At 39.5% G+C, this 19,294-nt stretch carries 12 protein-coding genes; 7 read left to right on the plus strand and 5 right to left on the minus strand.

Going from position 1 to position 19,294, the window contains the following annotated elements; all coding sequences use genetic code 11:
- Nucleotides 1-5 precede the first annotated feature (5 nt).
- From H6G57_RS11070 to H6G57_RS11090, 5 genes are all read right to left on the minus strand, one after another.
- On the minus strand, nt 6-329 hold the full coding sequence (locus H6G57_RS11070; protein ID WP_190518547.1) for a DUF1825 family protein: 324 nt from the start codon (nt 327-329) through the stop codon (nt 6-8).
- A gap of 222 nt (nt 330-551) precedes the next feature.
- Nucleotides 552-3,521: a PAS domain S-box protein gene (locus H6G57_RS11075; protein ID WP_190518548.1), complete on the minus strand. Its 2,970-nt coding sequence runs from the start codon at nt 3,519-3,521 to the stop codon at nt 552-554.
- Between the two features lie 188 nt (nt 3,522-3,709).
- Nucleotides 3,710-7,066, minus strand: coding sequence for a PAS domain S-box protein (locus H6G57_RS11080; protein ID WP_190518550.1), 3,357 nt, complete (start codon nt 7,064-7,066; stop codon nt 3,710-3,712).
- A gap of 209 nt (nt 7,067-7,275) precedes the next feature.
- Nucleotides 7,276-7,833: a BON domain-containing protein gene (locus H6G57_RS11085; RefSeq protein ID WP_190518552.1), complete on the minus strand. Its 558-nt coding sequence runs from the start codon at nt 7,831-7,833 to the stop codon at nt 7,276-7,278.
- Between the two features lie 119 nt (nt 7,834-7,952).
- Nucleotides 7,953-9,794, minus strand: coding sequence for a histidine kinase (locus tag H6G57_RS11090; RefSeq protein ID WP_190518553.1), 1,842 nt, complete (start codon nt 9,792-9,794; stop codon nt 7,953-7,955).
- 416 nt (nt 9,795-10,210) lie between these two features.
- Between H6G57_RS11090 and H6G57_RS11095 the strand changes: the two genes are divergently transcribed.
- From H6G57_RS11095 to treS, 7 genes are all read left to right on the plus strand, one after another.
- Nucleotides 10,211-10,672, plus strand: a complete 462-nt coding sequence (locus H6G57_RS11095) for a DoxX family protein (protein ID WP_190518555.1) — start codon at nt 10,211-10,213, stop codon at nt 10,670-10,672.
- A gap of 99 nt (nt 10,673-10,771) precedes the next feature.
- Entirely contained in the window at nt 10,772-11,020 is a 249-nt protein-coding gene (locus tag H6G57_RS11100; protein ID WP_190518556.1) for a hypothetical protein, read from the plus strand.
- 147 nt (nt 11,021-11,167) lie between these two features.
- Nucleotides 11,168-12,397 carry an RNA-guided endonuclease TnpB family protein gene (locus H6G57_RS11105; protein ID WP_190518558.1) on the plus strand — a complete coding sequence of 410 codons (1,230 nt, stop codon included), beginning with the start codon at nt 11,168-11,170 and terminating at the stop codon, nt 12,395-12,397.
- Nucleotides 12,398-12,405: 8 nt separating this feature from the next.
- Complete coding sequence (locus tag H6G57_RS11110) at nt 12,406-13,107, plus strand: UV damage endonuclease UvsE (protein WP_309235851.1); 702 nt, start codon at nt 12,406-12,408, stop codon at nt 13,105-13,107.
- A 215-nt stretch (nt 13,108-13,322) separates the two neighbouring features.
- Complete coding sequence (ppk2, locus tag H6G57_RS11115) at nt 13,323-14,168, plus strand: polyphosphate kinase 2 (protein WP_190518560.1); 846 nt, start codon at nt 13,323-13,325, stop codon at nt 14,166-14,168.
- Nucleotides 14,169-14,504: 336 nt separating this feature from the next.
- The gene (locus tag H6G57_RS11120; RefSeq protein ID WP_190518562.1) at nt 14,505-15,674 is read left to right on the plus strand and encodes a hypothetical protein; all 1,170 of its coding nucleotides are present in this window, start codon (nt 14,505-14,507) and stop codon (nt 15,672-15,674) included.
- A 297-nt stretch (nt 15,675-15,971) separates the two neighbouring features.
- Complete coding sequence (gene treS / locus H6G57_RS11125) at nt 15,972-19,292, plus strand: maltose alpha-D-glucosyltransferase (protein ID WP_190518563.1); 3,321 nt, start codon at nt 15,972-15,974, stop codon at nt 19,290-19,292.
- Nucleotides 19,293-19,294 lie beyond the last annotated feature (2 nt).

The following is a 19,294-nucleotide window of genomic DNA, read 5'->3' on the forward strand; positions in this document are numbered from 1 at the left end:
GGGGATTAGGGCTGTTTTTCTAATTCCGACTTCATCCGTTCTAGGGTATGGTGCATCTGTTCAAACATTTGGTCGGGGGTAATCCCAAACTGGCCAAGTTGGGTGCGTAACTGTTCAACGGTCATCTGGGCCATAAAATCTTCGGACAGTTCAAACCGCTTCATAAAAATGCGGTAACGATCCATAATCCCTTCCATCTGCTCAATATAGAGTTTTTTGCCTTCGCGATCAAACTTGCCATAGTCACTTCCAAGCTTGATCATGGATTGATAATCTTCAAATAGCTGTTTAGCTTCTTGTTGAACGATGTCTGAATCAAAGAATCCCATAGTTTCTCGAATTTTTTTAGGTATAGGGTTTGAGTTTAAGAGATTGGATAGATTTTTTCATATTTTAACCCCTGGGGAGCGGGTTACTCACACTGTTACAAGTCGCAATTTCCGTACTTCCGATTAAATAGGGAACAGGGAACGGGGAACAGGGAACAGTGGGAGCGGGGGAAGAAAATAATGGGTTTGTTACTGGGTACTGTATGATGGACTGATAGCTCCTTATTTTTCCAGTTGATTGTGGATATGTTCTAAATATAATTTAGCGACTCGATCAATGGGATTTAGGGTTAAACAGGTTTCAAATGCCTTAATAGCTTCCTGATGCTTTTGGAGAGTATGCAGAGAAACCGCTTCTTCAAATATAACTTTAGTGGCTAATTTCCCCTCCTTAATTATAGGTGAATCAGCATCAAACACTTCAAAAACAGACACCTTTTCCGATTTGCCTTTAACATTAATCCGACCCATTAACCGAATCGCATAAAGGCTAGGATTGTGTAAGGCGTTTAAGGTATGTTCAGAAATTAATAAAGGAACACCAAAATATTTAGTTACGCCTTCAATCCGAGAGGCTAAATTCACAGCATCACTAATCACCGTACTGTCCATCCGATTTTCTCCCCCTACCGTTCCTAACATCAGAATTCCGGTATTAATTCCAATCCCAATCGAAACTTTAGGGCGGTGAGGTTGTCCTCTTTTAGAATTATATTCCTCCAGTGCCTTTAACATAGTAATTCCCGCTTGAATAGCATCATCTGCACCGCCATTAAATAAAGCCATAATCGCATCCCCAATATATTTATCAATAAACCCTTGATGTTGAGTAATCGCAGGTTCCATCCGAGAAAGATAGGAATTAATAAATTGAAAATTATCTTCTGGGGTCATCTTTTCGCTGATGCTGGTAAAGTCCCGAATATCAGAAAACAAAATCGACATTTCATGTTGTACACCTTCCCCTAACTTCACTTCTGCAATACTGTTATAACCCAGGAGCGATAAAAATTCTTGAGGGACAAAACGAGTGGCTGCTTCTGTTAATTCTAATTGCGTTTGCATGGCAATTTCTAAATTACTATTAACTTCAAATAGTTCTTCAATAAACTGTTGACGTTCAACTTCGGCTTTTTTTCGTTGGGTAATATCAGCAATAAATCCTTGATAATAAAGTAAATTACCTTCACCATCAAAAACAGGTTTAGCACTGGCAGAAATCCAAATTTTATGATGATCAGCCCGATAAATTTGAAATTCAAAATTAGAAATTGTTTCCTGTTGCTGCATTAAATTAATAAATTCGATATAACGTTCCGGCTCTACATATAACGGATAATCAGAATCCTTTAAAATCTCCATCAAAGCGTGGGGAGAGTCATACCCATAAATCCGAGCCATGGCTGGATTGACATTAATATAAGAATGTTGAGGACTATATTGAAAAATCCCTTCTAACGCATTTTCATAAATACTTCGATAGTTTTCCTCAGCAATTCGCAAAGCTTCTTCCGCTTGACGACGTTCTGTAATATCAATTCCTACCGTAACAATAGCACCGCCTTGTTGATATTTTTGTACTACAATTAAGTAATAATGTCGTTGATCATTATAGATAATTGGCAAAATTTGAGACGCTGACTGTTCTGGACTAGCGAGAAACTGGCGGAGGAATTTAACATAGTCTGAACTATTTTGAAAAAATCCGATTTCTCGACCAATAATTTCTTCGGGTTGCAAGCTTAAACGATCCGCTAAATCCCGATTTACCCCCAAATAAATTCCTTCAGAACTCATCCAAGAAATTGAACCGGGTACAGCATTTAATACCGCTTCTAACTGTTCCTTAGCCGCCGATAAAGCTTCTTTTGCCTGTTGCAAATCGGCATTTTTAGCTTCTAATTTAGCAAAGGATTCTTGCAGTTGATAAGTCATCGTATTAAACGAACTCGCTAAAATTTCTAGTTCTGTAATCCCTTTGGCTTTAATATGTTGATCTAATTCCCCTTGAGCAATAGCTTTCGAGGCGCTACTTAATTTTAAAATCGGTTCTGAAATCCAACGAGAGGTGATCATTCCAGCTAAAATAGCGATCGCTAATGCGACTAAACATAACAAAATTGTCAAGCGATTATTAGCATTAATTTCATCCATAAAATCGCTTTCTGGAATCACAACCACAATTAACCAATCTAATCCCCGACCATCTTTAAAGGGTAAAACTTGAACAAATTGTCGTTCCCCTTGAAGGGTAAATTCGGTTTGTAAAGATTGTTCTAGGGTGGCAAAACTCCCATATTGATGTAGCAGTTGTCGGGTTGCGCCTCGAATTAAAGGATTTTGACTGTCTATAGCGGGGAGGAGTTTCGCCTGTTTTCCTTCCCCGACGCTGAGGGGTTCATTGGTAGAACTCGATAATAACTGACCAGTGCGATCACTAACAAATGCAATTCCCGATTTTCCTATCGGTAAACTGGATAGGAATTTACGGAAATCATCAGGAAGTAGCACATCCGTCGCACAAACCCCTAGAAGATCTCCAGTCGTCGGATCATAAATCGGTTGACTGGCGGTAACCGTGGGTAATCCTGTTGAGAAGGCTAAATAGATATCAGTCCAGACGGGACTTCCTGTTTGTTGAGCTTTTTGATACCAAGGGCGTTGGCGGGGGTCATAAATCGTGCCACTATCGCGCTTTAAGGTCGTTGGTCGTCCTTCAGTATCAATATTGTAGAGGTATAAATGCTGTCCCGTCCAGGGGTTTGCTGTCCACAAACCAATAGAATTATCATCCAAAATTCGCACCGCCCCTAAAAATTCTCCTTGAGAAGTACCACAATAAATCCCATAGAGGAAGGGAGATATTTTTAATTGATCTAATAGGGGGAAGACAGTTTCGACGTTAGCAACATTCAATTCTCCTCGTAGAAATGCTCGACTATTGAGTTGATTTAATCGATAGGGGTTCTCAAAATAGCTTTTGAGTTCCTGTTGAATTCGGGCACTGAGTTCGCTCCGCAGTTGAGACGCTAGGGTATTGACTGCTTTTTGAGCATTTCTAAAAGAAAGATACCCAACTAATCCAACCGCCGCAACAATTTGAACGACAAAGGTAACGACTAGAGTTGTTCGCAAACGCACTTTAGGTAATTTTTGGGGAACAGTACGGGGTGCTGACACAGTAAATCTCATGATTCTGATCGGTTAGAGCAGTGGATGGAAGATGATGACTTTATTCTGAATCCTGGGTCTTTCCACAGGCATTTTTGGTATAGCACCCCCAAACTGAAGGCATCATAACTCATAATAAACCGTCTGCAAGAGAGCCAGTGTTTATAAAATCACGCTTCCTCTCCCCATCTGTCCCAGAGGCAATTTTTCTATAGAGTTGTAGCAGTTCCTTCGGGACAATTCTGCGGTTGTTGGAGTAGTTCAGAAATAGCAGTGATCAACTCATTCGGTTCGATGGGTTTCGGGAGATGACATTGAAATCCTGCGGTTAAGCTTTTTTGTTGATCGATTTCTGTGGCGTAAGCAGTTAAAGCAATAGCGGGAATTTTTCCCCCTTGTTCAATAGGCAAACTTCTGATTTTACGAATTAACATATAGCCATCAATTACAGGCATTCCAATATCAAAAAGACAGAGATCGGGCTGAAACTGAGATAATAGTTGTAAAGCTTTTAGTGCCGAAGCTACGGCTTCTACCTTTGCCCCTTGTTGTTGTAAAATAAAGACTAAGAGATCCCGTGTATCCGCTTCATCATCTACCACTAAAATTCGGGTTCCTTGCAAAACAGAATTCAAAGGCAAAATCTCATCGGTGTTATCATTATCTTGAAGAAAATCGGGTTGAGGATTTAGTTGTTGTTTTTGAGGGATATAAGCCAGGGGAAGTCTAACGGTAAAGGTTGATCCTTGATTTTCACCCGGACTTTCTGCCACAATTGTACCGCCATGTAATTCTACCACATGACGAACAATAGCTAATCCTAATCCTAATCCCCCATATTGACGATTAATGGCGCCATCAGCTTGACGAAAATAATCAAAAATATAAGGAAGAAAATCCGATGTAATCCCTTTTCCGGTATCCATGACTTGAATTTGAGCATAGGGATCGGGAGTCTGAACTAAACTTAATTCGATTTTAATTTCACCCTTTGTCGGGGTAAATTTTACGGCATTGGAGAGGAGATTCCACATCATTTGCTGTAATCGTCCTGAATCTCCTAACACTAGAAATGGGGGAGAAATTTTTAGCTGATTTTGTAAAGATTGGGGTAAGTTCAAATGCTGAAAAATTGGGCTAGAATTTAGGTTAATATTAGAATTTTCTGGAATAAGAAAGGTTAAATTAATGGATTTACCTTGAGCAGCAAGCCGTACCGTTTCTAGGGAAGATTCAATAATGGTCACTAAGTTAACGGGAGAAATCGTTAAATGCAGTTTACCTTGTAAAATCCGAGAAATATCTAATAAATCTTCAACTAATTGAACTTCTAATTTTGTATTTCGTTCAATAATTTCTAAAGCTTTTTGACGAGTTTCTTCATCATATTTACGAGTTCTGAGGAGTTTAGCCCAACCTAAAATGGGGTTTAATGGGGTTCTTAATTCATGGGAAAGAATGGCTAAAAATTCATCTTTAATTCGGTTTGCTCGTTCTGTTTCTTGATAGAGACGAGCATTATCAATGGTAGAAGCAGCACGACGAGCTACATCTTCTGCTAAGGCTAAATCCGAGGAATCATAATAACGACCGGACTCGGACATCGCAAAGGAGAGGGAACCCAAAATTTTACCTCGACATCTTAAGGGAACAATGATTAATGAATCTATTTTTAAATCTTCTAATAATTGTAAATGTTGATGATCTTGAGCAATTTCCCACAGCAAAGAGGGCGGAATTTGGGGATAAAATAAGGATTTTCCTAAACGAATTTGTTCAACCCAGGGATTTTGCAATGCCGCATTAGGAGGATATTTTTGTCGCATTTCACACAGTAAGGCTTGTTTTTGAGGAGGGTAACAAACAATAGCCAAATCCTGCATAATACCCTCTTCTTTAAGAAGATCAACAATACACCAATCTCCTAGTAAGGGAACAGCAAGATACCCTAACTGGATTAATGTTGCTTCATAGTCCAGAGAAGAGGATAAAATTTGGCTGGCTTCGACTAAAAATTGTTGAGATGCTTCTACTTTTTTTCGTTCACTAATATCTTCAATAATTCCAACTGCATATTTAGGTATTCCTGTAAACTCATCCCAAACAACCGATGACGTTAAATTCACCCAAGTAATAGAATTGTCTTTGCAAAAATAACGCTTTTCTAAAGAATAACGGGGGATTTCTCTGGCTAAAACTTGCCGCGCTAACTCCCAATCTTGTTCTAAATCATCGGGATGAGTAATCTCTTGAAAATTCATTTGACTTAACTCTTGATGGCTATATCCGGTGATTTTACAGAGTGCAGGATTGACTTCAATAAACTGACCGTCTAAAGCCACTTGGGCAATACCCACCGCCGCTTGATTAAAGGTAGCCCGAAAGCGTTGTTCACTTTCTTGAATGGCTTCTTCCATTTGTTTACGTTCTGTAATATCAAAAGAAACCCCGATAAACCGTATCGGTTTACCTTGGGAATTAAAATAAACTTTACCTTGACTTCGTAGCCAATGAATCTTATAATCAGGCTTAATAATCCGATATTCTATCCGATAAAGATCTTGAGAAGTTATGGCATTTCTAAACGCTTGTAAAACAGAGTCTTGATCATCGGGGTAAATTAAGTTGATAAAATCTTCAAAAGTTCCCTGTTGAAAACCCCAAATCTCTTGAGCATTTTCAGAACAAACAACTTTTCGGGTGGTCAGATCTGAATCCCAGACCATCATTTTAGCCGCCGTTAATGCTAAGGAGAGACGATCCTGAGTTTCTTGTAAAATTTGTTGAGTTTGTTTGCGATCGCTAATTTCTTGTAAATAAACCGCTAACCCCTCCCCCGAAGGATAAGCATGGGCAATAAACCATCGTCCTGAACCTTCTTTTACCTCTCCTTCAACCGTAACCGGGATTTTATTCGCAACAGCTTGATGATATTGTTGATAAAATATAGAATCTACGGTATGGGGAAATTTATCCCAAATACATTTTCCTAATAATTCTATTCGAGAAAATCCAGAGATTTCTTCAAACTTTTGATTAATATAAGTAAATCGCCACTTCTGATCGACCGCAAAAAAAGAGTCTGTAATACTTTCTAAAATTTCCCCCACTCGTTGATGGGCCGAGTATAATTCTTTTTCAGTTTTTTTAGGTTCAGTTATATTAACAGCAACCCCCGTAATCCCAATAATCTTGTCAATGGATTCTCGAATTGGTTCAATAATAAAGTCATAATAATTAAGCTTGTCATCACATAATAAACTCAGAGCAATCCCCTGTATTATAAAAATAGTAATACGAATTAAATCAGACAAAGTGACTCCCCATTGTTGAAGGGGGTACATGAAAAAATATTGACTGAGTACCGCCGATAACCCAGTTGCTAAAAGTCCTGACCTTAACCCTCCATAGGAAGCACTCAGAACAATAGCTCCAAAAAAAAGCAGGAAGGGCGTTGTTTTCATCCCCAGCCACTGATCAAGACCCAACATCAAGGCTAAAGCCAATCCCACATTAACGATAGCCACTATGTAGGGCAAAAAGCAACGGTCAACTCGGTTAGACATACAACACAGGTGAACTCAAGGGCATGAGAACTATACCTAACCTAAGATAGACACCCAGAAATAACTATTCTTCCCAAGGTAGATTTTTGCTGTGAACAGGGAACTTAGAAGGTTTGTTTTTATAGCGAGTCAGGGGGGTGAGTAGAGGAGGATTCTTCCAGCTTTTCTTTTTCTTTCCCCTACACCCCCCAGCCTTGTCCTCGTAGTTATTACTGTTGAGTGTTAGGCTGCGTTTCAGGTTGTTCTGAATTGTTATTATTGATCACAGGTTGAGCATTGTTATCTTCGGTTTGAGATTGAGCTTCTTGTCCCTCTTGAGCCGGGACAACCGCCACATTAATCACCACTTGTCGCACCCCTTTAATTTCCTTGGCTAAGGGATCAATGCGTTCATATTGGGGTTGAGTTGGAACTGTTCCAGCCACCGTTACCACTCCATCTTTAGCTTCAACCGTGAGTTGACTGGCGGGTAAATTCGCTTCCAATTTCGAGCGAACTTCACTTTGTAAATCACTATCGGCTCGAATGGCATCACCCCCGGTGACATTATTGCGTTGTTCACGAGCGCGAATATCTGCATTAAGCTGACGTCTTCGCAGTTCACTTTGGGCATCTTCCTGAATTTCTTGGGCTTGTTCGGGTTTGGGAGCTTCTGTTGTTTGGTTCGGCCCATCGGGGGCACCTGTGCTGGTTTTGGCAACATCATTACAGGCGACCGCACCGAGTAATAAGAAACTACCTATGAGTAAAGAAGTTAATTTTTTCATGATTGAAACTCCGAAGTAAATCTATAAAAATTGTGTTGAACTGAGAAACAAATGGGAGTTGAGGAATTAGGAACGAAGCCTTAAATTGTTGTCGTTCCTAATTCTTGAATTAAGGATTGTTACCAGGTGGAATTCGTGCGATCGCGTTCAACGGATTTAGAAGCCGGACGAGGAGTATACGGATTAGGGTTGGTATAAGCACTAACATCAACATCAGCAGCATTATAAATTTCCCATTCATGAATGCCATGACGTTTGAAAATAGGTTCGGCTCGGCGCACTTCTTCTTCAAAGCCATCGACCATAATCACATAATCTCCTCGGTTGAGGCGATCGTTATAAACGTGAGCGCGATTTTCAGGGACACCTAAACCGACTAATCCTCCGGTCGCGCCTCCCGCAACTGCACCGATGGCTCCACCGGATAAGGCGGTTGCGAGGGCTGTGGCTGCGGCTCCCCCAGCAATCACAGGGCCAACACCAGGGATGGCTAAGGTTCCCAGACCGACGAGTAAACCACCTAAACCGCCGAGGGCTGCTCCCGTTGCTGCTCCGGCTTTTGCCCCTTCGTCGGCTTTATTCCCGTGAGTTCGAGGATCGAGATCAACGCCTAAATTTTGTTGACCTGCACTGGTGAGGGGATGATGACTGTCAATATCTTTAACAATGAGGGAAACACGTCCCATCGGAAAACCCGAATCTCTTAAATCAGTCAGAGCCATTTCGGCATCATGACGATGATGGAAGACGCCAATTGCTCGTTTATAGGGATGGTGGCTTTTCTCGGTGATGGGTGTTGTTGTGGATGTTGTTACAGGTGTCGCCGGATAAGCCGATGGGCCAGAAACAGGTGCAACTTTAGCAATATCGTGGCGACTGTGTTCTAAAGGTTTTGAGCTTTCCAAGGGTGCGGACATTTCCACAGGTCGGCTGTGTTCAACGGGAGTTGTTGAGGAAATCACCGTTGGATCATAAATCTGCCACTGTTCAATTTTGTGACGGCGTAAAATTGGCTCCGCCTGATGCACTTCCTCTTCTGTGCCACTGACAATCACAATATAGTCACCCCGATCCAAGCGATCATTATAGACTCTGGCCCGTTCAACGGGGATACCATATCTCACCGCATCAAAGCGATCGCGAATGTCAACATCTGTAAAAGTGTTTCGTCTGGGGTGATTCAACACTAGAGTAATATGGCTTAAGGGAAAACCTGCATTTCTTAAGTCCGTAATGGCGTGTTCGGTATCACGAGGGTTAGAGAAAACACCGATGGCGTGTTTATTCCGGCTTACAGCAACGGAATGTTCATGATCATGATGAGGAGTTATATCTTGGTTGAGGTGAGCCGGGGTGGCGGAAGCCATACCGGGAGCATCATAAACCTTATATTCTTCAATGTGATGGCGATTTAAGATTTGATGAGCATGAGCAATATCGGCTTCATTGCCATCGATAATTACCAGATATTCACCCCGACCGATGCGATCGTTATAGATTTTGGCATCTTCTTCAGGAATTCCTAAGCCAATCAGTGCGCCTAATAAGCCCCCGGTGGCTACCCCAATCGCTGTTCCCGCTAAGGTTGTAGCGATCGCTGTTGCAGCGGCTCCCGCTAACATAACGGGGCCAATTCCAGGGATGGCGAGAGTGCCTAAACCCACTAATAATCCGGTTAGTCCGCCTAAAACGCCCCCGGTGGTGATTCCAACTGCCGCGCCTTCTTCGGCTTTATTATCAACGTGTTGGGCTGCACGACTTTCAGAAACGGAATCCTGAACATCGGCGCCTGCAATTTCTGACTCCCGAATGTTATCTCTGGTAATCACAGAAACCCGATCCATAGGAAAACCGGAATCTCTGAGGGCATAAAGGGCTTGTTCGGCGGCGTGACGGTTAGAAAACACACCGACAGCACGTCGGTTGTGAGTTGTAACAGGATTAGAATGACTAATTGCCATAATGTTCTTCCTTGAAAATATTTTAATTATTTATGTTGGTTTGTTTTCCCAGATCGGTTTAAGGTTTTGAGTTTTATGGCTAAAATCAAACGACAAATTCTGTCGCACCGATCCAGACTACTAACTTGCTTTTAAGTGTTCTCATCCCCTCATAAAAGGATCTGAGTTTTACAGGTTTTCACTCATGAGTTTTAACTCCAATACCTACTAGCTTAACGAGATGAGGGATCTTCGTCCTCTGCCTTTTGAAGCAACTTTTTAGCTATTAAGGAATGGGGTTTTACACTTAGGGGAATTTAGGGATGAGTATAGGGAATAGAATTTTATCTCTCTAATCAATCTAATCTTTAGACTCTGGATAGAAGTCGATTCGGAGAAAGGGTTATAAACTTAGCTGAAGTTTAATCTTGTGGATTATGCCTGCTAAAACCGATTCTTTTTCTTCATCCCATCGACGCAAGGAAATTCTTCGAGTTGTTCTAGCAATTTCGCTAATTATTGTTGGGATCACTCATTTTATTCGTCCTGAACAATATGCTCGAATTGTTCCCCCTGAATTACCCTATCCGGTCGGGTTAGTTTATATCAGTGGTATCTTTGAAATTCTCGGCGGAATTGGATTATTAATTCCGGTCATTAGTGTAGCTGCGGCTTGGGGAATCATTGCCTTATTTATTGCCGTTTTTCCCGCTAATATTAATCAAGCAATTCACAGTATCCCCATTGAAGGAATCCCCCATGATCCTCTATTATATTGGGTGAGATTACCGTTCCAAGCGGTTTTGATTGCTTGGGCTTGGTGGTATACCCGCCATCCCGAAGAACAACCTGGAACCCCCGATGTTATGGCTAAAATAGAATCTCAACTGAATCATTAGAGGGAACAGGGAACAGGGAACAGGGAACAGGGAACAGGGAACAGGGTTTTAGGATTTAGAATTATAAAACACTTTAATGCGTAGTGCTATAATGGCTGAATGAAGACTCAAAATTTAACTCACGTTCCTGAATTAGGATTAGTTTGTATTACGGCTTCTCAAGAAGTAAGATTTCGAGCGTTAACCCGAAAACGATTATTACAATTAACTCTTCCAGAACAAGAGCAAACGTTGAGAACGCTTTATACCGAAAATCTTAAGCGTTTAAATAAGGCTGTTGAGTTTTGTACCAGTGAAAATATCCATTTATATCGATTAAGTTCCGCTTTATCTAAGATCTCGGTTTGAAGACTCCCGTTACACCCTTTGGGTGTAACGGTGAATAAAGATGAAAAACCGAGCAACATACCCAGCGTAGCACGATATTTTAAAAACGCTTGACACCCAACTAGAAACTTGTGTTAGATTAGGTTTAGGTCGATACAGGTGACATAAATGCTGGTTCTTGAATTTAAAGTTAGAGCGAAAGAACAACAATATAAAGCGATAGATGAAGCGATTCGTACCGCTCAATTCATCCAGAACAAATGTCTAAGATATTGGATGGATAACAAAGGGGTAGGACGCTACGACTTGAATAAGTATTGTCGCGTTTTAGCTCATGATTTTAAATTCGCAAATGAACTAAACTCTCAAGCGAGACAATCGAGTGCTGAGAGAGCATGGTCAGCTATCGCCCGATTTTACGATAACTGTAAACGGAAAATTGCGGGTAAAAAAGGCTATCCCCGTTTCAAGAAAAATTGCCGTTCGGTTGAATACAAACAAACCGGATGGCAATTAAATTTAGAAAGTCGTAAAGCCATTACCTTTACTGACAAGAAAGGAATTGGACGATTACGGTTAGTAGGAAGCTACGATTTGCATTTCTATCAACCCGAACAAATTAAACGAGTTCGATTAGTTAGACGTGCAGACGGGTATTATTGCCAGTTTATCCTTTCAGTTGACGTTCAAATCAAGACTGAACCGACGAATAAAACAATCGGTTTAGACATAGGGTTATCTGCTTTTTGCACCGATGATCAAGGCAATAAAATAGATAACCCTAAATTCCTGAGAACGGGAGAGAAGAAAATTAAGCGGTTACAAAGACAATTTTCTCGTAAACAGAAAGGGTCTAGTAACCGCAAAAAAGCGAGACAAAAATTAGCTAAGGCTCATCTAAAAATCAGTCGGCAACGAAAAGAGTTCTGCAAACGAGTTGCATACTCCGTGATCCACTCTAACGATGTGGTAGCCTACGAAGATTTAAGGATAAAAAACTTGGTTAAAAATCATTGTCTCGCCAAATCAATTAATGATGCAGCTTGGTATCAATTCCGAGTTTGGCTGGAATATTTTGGAAGGAAGTATGGAAAAGTTACCATTGCTGTTCCTCCTCGAAATACGTCTCAAGATTGTTCAAACTGTGGAAAAACCGTTAAAAAATCCCTATCTACCAGAACCCATGTTTGTAGTTGTGGGTGTCAGTTAGACAGGGATGAAAACGCAGCGAGAAACATTTTAAGAATTGGATTAAGTACGGCAGGACATACCGGAACTTTCGGTTTAGAACCGATTAACGCTTTGGGAGAATTGACCTCTACCTTGAGGGGAGCAATCCTTTTAGGGCAAGTCGATTCGTTGAACAAAGAATCTCCCGTCACATCGCTTTGCGATTGACGGTGAGAGTGTCAATTCCCTTTGCAGATGAACCCATTGGGAATGGGATTTTAATAGAATTAGCTGAGGAAATGGAGTTAATTGGAAAACAAGCACACTTGTTAGGAATTCGTTTGGTTTTACATCCCGATCAGTTTGTTGTTTTAAGTTCAGATCGTCCAAAAGTGATTGAAAATAGTATTAAAATATTGAAAACCCATGCTTTGATTTTAGATTTATTAGGATTGCCGCGATCGCCTTGGTCACTGATGAATATTCATGGGGGAAAAGGCGATCGCAGTGAACGATTAATTCAAGTTATTCAAGATTTACCCGATGAAATTCGACTGCGTTTAACCTTAGAAAATGATGAATATGCCTATAGTTCTGAAGAGATTTTAGAAGTGTGCCACGCTGCTCAAATTCCAATGGTGTTTGATGCTCATCATCATGTGATTCATGAACAGTTGGACAGTTATGATCATCCCAGTGTTGCCTTCATGTTAGCAGAAGCTCAAAAAACGTGGACAATTCCTGAATGGCAATTGGTTCATATTTCTAATGGAGATCAATCTTTTGCTGATCCGAAACATAGCGATTATATTAGTTTAATGCCCGATTGTTATCAAACCGTTCCTTGGATTGAAGTAGAAGCGAAACAAAAAGAATTAGCGATCGCGCAACTCCGCACAAATTGGCTGGATTCCAGAAGTAATAAGATGCTAAAATAGGTAACGGTCAGAGAGTTACTACTACCGCATATAAAAGGGCTGTATTGCCCTTTGAATTTGGCATGGGCTGATGGGGTGGGGTAAAAAATAATAGGAAAGAAATTAATATCTTGAGTAAAATTAGAATGAATTGATCGTGGAACTTAGACAAAAATAACTTTAAACCCTTACAGGAAGAATATTTCAGCTAAATTAACAAAAACCAGGAGAATCTAATGGGCAAGCACAAAGAGAAAAAACAAACCGAAATTCATCCAGTTGAACCTCTCAATAGCACTAAACCAAAGCTATCGGGAAAAGAATACACTCATGAATTACGCAAACTCCAAACCGAGCTTTGTTTGCTTCAGAATTGGATCAAATATACAGGGGAAAAAATCATTGTCGTTTTTGAAGGTCGCGATGCGGCGGGTAAAGGTGGAACAATTCGCGCTCTGACTGAACGGGTGAGTCCACGAGTCTTCCGTACTGTAGCCTTACCTGCTCCCACTGAACGAGAAAAAACTCAGATGTATATCCAACGCTACCTCACCCATTTTCCGGCTGCGGGGGAAGTCATTATTTTTGACCGGAGTTGGTATAACCGAACGGGTGTGGAATATGTCATGGGTTTTTGTACCAAAGAGCAACATCGGGATTTTCTCAAAGTTTGTCCAACATTTGAGCAATACATTGTCGATAGTGGGATTAAGCTGGTTAAATATTGGCTGGAAGTCAGCAACGAAGAACAAAAACGGCGATTTGAAGCTCGGATTAATGACCCCCTGCGTCAATGGAAGTTATCCGCTATGGATTTACCCTCCCGTGAACGCTGGTATGAATATTCCAAAGCCAGGGACATGATGCTAGATGCCACCGATACCCCTTGGGCTCCCTGGTATATTATTCATTCTGATGATAAGAAACGAGCGCGTCTTAACTGTCTGTCTCATTTTCTAAACTTATTTCCCTACGAACCCGTTCCCCATGAAAAGGTTAAGCTTCCTGAGCGCTCTATGAAACACAGCTACGATGATGAGGCTTCGATGAGCAATCGACGCTGGATTACGGAGCAGTATTAAAAGTTTTGCTCTGTTTTTTAACTGATCTCCGAATTGGTATCAATGTTATCAGTTAGACAATACCAGATAATGACACAGTGGAAACACAACAAAAAAATTAGTGATCGCTCAATGGCAAAAAATTAGTTTTATTGAAATTAGTTGTCATACAAAAAACGTCTTTTTACGATTGGTGTCAGTTTAGAATAGATGAATTTGTTAATCATAATCCTAACTTTAGGAAGATGAAGCTTGAAATTGAAACCTTTAAAGTAATCAAAAATAAGACGTTTAATGTTGTCAAAGTTGAATCAGATAGAATTTCAAGTTTTTTCAACCTAAAAATGGATCAAAAATATGAGTCTATTATCAGTTGATGAACTTAAAAGTTTAGTTGATCAATCAAAAAGTTCCTGCGTTTCCCTCTATATGCCGACTTATCGAGCCGGAACCGAAGTTCAACAAAATCCAACTCGGTTTAAAAATCTCATTAAGCAAGCTGAAACCTTACTACAGGAAAAATATGATCTTGATACAACAGAAGCCAGAGCATTTTTAAAACCTGCAATGGATTTGGATATTGATGATTTTTGGCAATCTCAAGATCAGGGATTAGCAGTTTTTATCACTCAGGATTTCTTAAAATATTACTGCTTACCCTTAAAATTTAATGAATTTATTAGTGTGAGTGATCGCTTCCATCTTAAACCCTTAATGCCTTTATTAACAGGGGATGGAACCTTCTATTTATTAGGGTTAAGTCAACAAAAAATTCGTTTCTTTGAAGGGAGTCGTTATGATATTCATGAAATTGAATTAGAAGATGTGCCAACAAATATGGATGACGCACTTCTTTATGATGAAACCGCTAAAGCAGGTCAATTCCGCATTAGTACCTCTAAAGGAGGAACCAGTAATCCCCTTCCTGAAGCTGGAAGTTATCATGGTCAAGGTAGTCCAGATCGAGATAAACCTCAAGAGAGAATTTTACAATTTTTTCATCTGGTTGATCAAGGATTACATAAATATTTAAACGGCAAAACTGCACCTTTAATTATTGCTGGAGTTGAATATTTATTTCCCCTTTATAAAGAAGCTAATACCTATCCCCATTTAGTGGAAGATATTCTTCCCATTGATAATTTAGGTGTAGTCAAACCTGCCGAATTTCATCAAAAAGCTTTACCCTTGGTTGAACCTTATTATACCCAAGAACAACAACAAGCGGTTGAATATTATCACAATTTAATGGGAACCGGAAAAACCTCAACGGATTTGCAAGAAACTATATCCGCAGCTTATTACGGACGAATTGAACGATTATTTGTAGCGGTCGGTGTGCAAGAATGGGGCAATTTTGATCCGCAAGCCAATCAGTTACAAATTCATCCAGAAGCTGAACCTGGGGATGATGATTTGTTAAATTTGGCGGCTGTTCAAACCTTATTAAATGGTGGAATTGTTTATGCAGTTCCCCCAGATTCTGTTCCCGATGAAGCGAGATTAGTCGCAGTATTTCGCTATTAATTTTAAATGAATTTAGTCCCCTGTAGAGACGCGCCATGGCGCGTCTCTACTAGCCATGCAACGTCTCTACAGGGGATTTAGACGATTATCTGTAGTATCAATTTTAGGATTTCATATAACGTTCCGTTCCCTTCCCTTTTTAGGGGAGGGGATAGATTTAAGATGTTTAAATTTTGATGGGTTTGTTAAGTTCTCCCTAAAGGCTGATGACTTCCCTTATGATTAATTTTAGACTAAAATCACAAAATCTTGTTCTTCTATTAAAAGAATAAATTAAACCCTTATTTAATTAAACAAATGCCACACAATAAACTGTCTAACGATCCCTTATGGTTTAAAGATGCCATTATTTATGAAGTTCCAGTTCGGGCATTTGCCGATAGTAACGAAGATGGAATTGGAGACTTTATTGGATTAACCGAAAAATTAGATTATTTACAGGATTTAGGGGTGACAGCATTATGGATTCTTCCCTTTTTTCCCTCGCCCTTACGAGATGATGGTTATGATATTGCCGACTATATGAATATTAATTCAATATATGGGAATTTAGAAGATTTTAAAACCTTTTTAGATGCGGCTCATGAGCGGGGAATTCGAGTCATTGTTGAATTAGTGATTAATCATACTTCTGATCAACATCCTTGGTTTCAACGAGCCAGACGAGCCCCCAAAGGCAGTAAAGAACGGGATTTTTATGTTTGGAGTGATAGCCCGGATCAATATTCTGAAGTCAGAATTATTTTTAAAGATTTTGAAACTTCAAATTGGGCTTGGGATAGTGTAGTAAAAGCTTATTATTGGCATCGGTTTTATTCCCATCAACCAGACTTAAATTATGATAATCCTGAAGTGATTAAAGCAGTTTTAGAAGTGTTGGATTTTTGGATGGGAATGGGCGTTGATGGAATGCGACTGGATGCCATTCCCTATATTTTTGAACGAGAAGGAACCAACTGTGAAAACTTACCCGAAACCCATCAATTATTAAAACAATTACGAACTTATTTAGATGCTAATTATAGTAACCGAATTTTCTTAGCTGAAGCCAATCAATGGCCGGAAGATGCTGCCGCTTATTATGGGGAAGGCAATGAATGTCACTTGAATTTTCATTTTCCCTTAATGCCTCGATTATTTATGGCATTACGGATGGAAGATTCTTTCCCCATTATTGATATTTTAAATCAAACTCCTGCCATTCCTGATAACTGTCAATGGGCACTATTTCTCAGAAATCATGATGAATTAACCTTAGAAATGGTGACAGATGAAGATCGAGATTATATGTATAAAGTTTATGCCCAAGATCCGCAAGCTCGAATTAATTTAGGAATTCGCCGTCGCCTTGCACCCTTACTCGGAAATGATCGTCGCCAAATTGAATTAATGAATAGTTTATTACTGTCATTACCCGGAACTCCGGTGTTATATTATGGGGATGAAATTGGTATGGGAGATAATATTTATATCGGCGATCGCAACGGCGTTAGAACCCCGATGCAATGGAGTCCAGATCGCAATGCTGGATTTAGTCGAGCCAATCCTCAAAAACTATATTTACCCTTAATTTTTGAGTCTGAATATAATTATGAAGCCCTTAATGTTGAAGCCCAAAGTAGCAATCCTAATTCCTTATTATCTTGGATGAAACGCATTATTACGATGCGAAAACGGTTTCAAGCTTTTGGACGGGGAACCTTTGAATTATTACATTTTGAAAACCGCAAAGTCTTAGCGTTTACCCGCACTTATCAAGGAGAACATCTGTTAATTGTTGCCAATTTATCTCGATTTGTGCAATCCGTTAATTTAGATTTATCCCCGTTTAAAGACATGGTTCCCGTTGAAATTTTTGGTCGGACAGAATTTCCTAAAATTGGGGAAAATCCTTATTTTATGAGTTTATCTCCCTATGGATTTTACTGGTTTATGCTTCAGTTTGATCCCAAAGTCGCTTTACTTCCTCGACCTCAAACTCAACTCCCCATTTTTGTTGTTCAAAATAACTGGCAAGAAATCTTAACCCAACCGACTTTAAGAACCCGATTAGAATCAATTTTACCCGAATATCTCTATCGTTGTCGCTGGTTTATGGGGAAATCGAGAATTCTCCAATCTGTCAAGATCACAGAAGCAATTCCAATTCCGTATAAAGATAGTCAAGGGATTATGATTTTATTGCAAACGGAATATACAGAAGGATTTCCTGAAACCTATTTATTACCTTTAGTTTTTCTGAAGGAAGAACTTGCAGAAAAGGTTAAAAAAGAAACGCCACAATTCATTTTAGCAACCGTAGAAGTTTCTGGAGAAACCGGAATTTTATTAGAAGTCGGACAAGATATTGAATTCTTAAGTTTACCTTTAGAAATGATTATCAATTCTGATCGTTATTCTGGTCAATTTGGTAATTTAGTTGCTACCACAACCGCAGCGTTAAAACACCAGGATTTAAAACAACGATTAGACCCCCATTTATTAAAAGGAGAGTTTGATAATTCCTTTGTTGTGTATGGCGATCGCTTTTTATTTAAACTCTTCCGTCGAGTCGAAGATGGGATTAATCCAGAGTTAGAAGTTCGTTCCTTTTTAGAACAAAAACAACATTTAGAATATACAACTCCTTTAATTGGGGGATTAGAATATTATCGTCATCGAGGAGAATCGATCACATTTGGAGTGTTACAAGAGTATATTCCCGATGCGATTAATGCTTGGAATTATACCTTAGATAGTTTACGAGATTACTTTGATCGAGTAATCTTACAACCTAATCAAGACTTAGAGGTTTTATTGCCAACCCGTTCTTTATTTGACCTCTATCAACACCCCCTCTCTGAAGACATTTTATTACTGATTGGTTCCTATTTCAGAAACGCAGAACTTTTAGGACAACGTACCGCAGAATTTCATATTATTCTATCCAGTGATCCTGATAATCCTGATTTTGCACCTGAACCTTTTTCTACCTTTTATCAACGTTCAATTTATCAATATTTTCGGAATTTAACGGGACAAGTGTTGATCAAATTAAAGAAACAAATGGAAACATTACCTCCAGAACTTAAACCCATAATTCAACATATTTTAGGAGATCAAAATTACATTTTAGGAAGATTCCAAAGCTTATTAAATCTGAAAATTACTGCTTTGAGAACTCGATGTCATGGAAACTATTCCTTAACGGATGTATTGTATACGGGGAAAGATTTTATTATTATTGATTTTGAAGGAGAATCCTATCGGTCATTAAGTGAACGACGCATGAAACGTTCTCCTTTGCGAGATGTCGCTGGAATGTTACAATCTTTTGATTTAGCGACTCGTTTTGCTCTTCGAGAAGAAATCAAAAATGGCATGATTCGCCCGGAAAATTTACCGTTAATGGAACAGTGGGGACAATTATGGTCAAATTGGGTCAGTGCCGCCTTCCTCAAGCATTATTTAGAAACAGCATCTTCTGATCATTTTTTACCCCAAGGACGACAAGAACTTAACGTTTTATTAGATTGTTATTTGTTAGAAAAAGCCATTCAACAATTAAGCTATCATTTAGATTATCACTCGGAATTATTAGAAATTTCTCTAAAACGATTAGTGTCCGTCGTTCGTTAATT

Source organism: Planktothrix sp. FACHB-1365, from assembly GCF_014697575.1.
Taxonomy (GTDB): Bacteria; Cyanobacteriota; Cyanobacteriia; order Cyanobacteriales; family Microcoleaceae; genus Planktothrix.

Bases quoted from the DNA above. Each gene is read 5' to 3' on its own strand.
- H6G57_RS11075 (WP_190518548.1), bottom strand. From the start codon at position 3,521: ATGAGATTTACTGTGTCAGCACCCCGTACTGTTCCCCAAAAATTACCT.
- H6G57_RS11100 (WP_190518556.1), top strand. From the start codon at position 10,772: ATGAAGACTCAAAATTTAACTCACGTTCCTGAATTAGGATTAGTTTGT.
- H6G57_RS11090 (WP_190518553.1), bottom strand. From the start codon at position 9,794: ATGGCAATTAGTCATTCTAATCCTGTTACAACTCACAACCGACGTGCT.
- treS (WP_190518563.1), top strand. From the start codon at position 15,972: ATGCCACACAATAAACTGTCTAACGATCCCTTATGGTTTAAAGATGCC.
- H6G57_RS11105 (WP_190518558.1), top strand. From the start codon at position 11,168: ATGCTGGTTCTTGAATTTAAAGTTAGAGCGAAAGAACAACAATATAAA.
- H6G57_RS11070 (WP_190518547.1), bottom strand. From the start codon at position 329: ATGGGATTCTTTGATTCAGACATCGTTCAACAAGAAGCTAAACAGCTA.
- H6G57_RS11085 (WP_190518552.1), bottom strand. From the start codon at position 7,833: ATGAAAAAATTAACTTCTTTACTCATAGGTAGTTTCTTATTACTCGGT.
- H6G57_RS11120 (WP_190518562.1), top strand. From the start codon at position 14,505: ATGAGTCTATTATCAGTTGATGAACTTAAAAGTTTAGTTGATCAATCA.
- H6G57_RS11080 (WP_190518550.1), bottom strand. From the start codon at position 7,066: ATGTCTAACCGAGTTGACCGTTGCTTTTTGCCCTACATAGTGGCTATC.
- H6G57_RS11095 (WP_190518555.1), top strand. From the start codon at position 10,211: ATGCCTGCTAAAACCGATTCTTTTTCTTCATCCCATCGACGCAAGGAA.
- ppk2 (WP_190518560.1), top strand. From the start codon at position 13,323: ATGGGCAAGCACAAAGAGAAAAAACAAACCGAAATTCATCCAGTTGAA.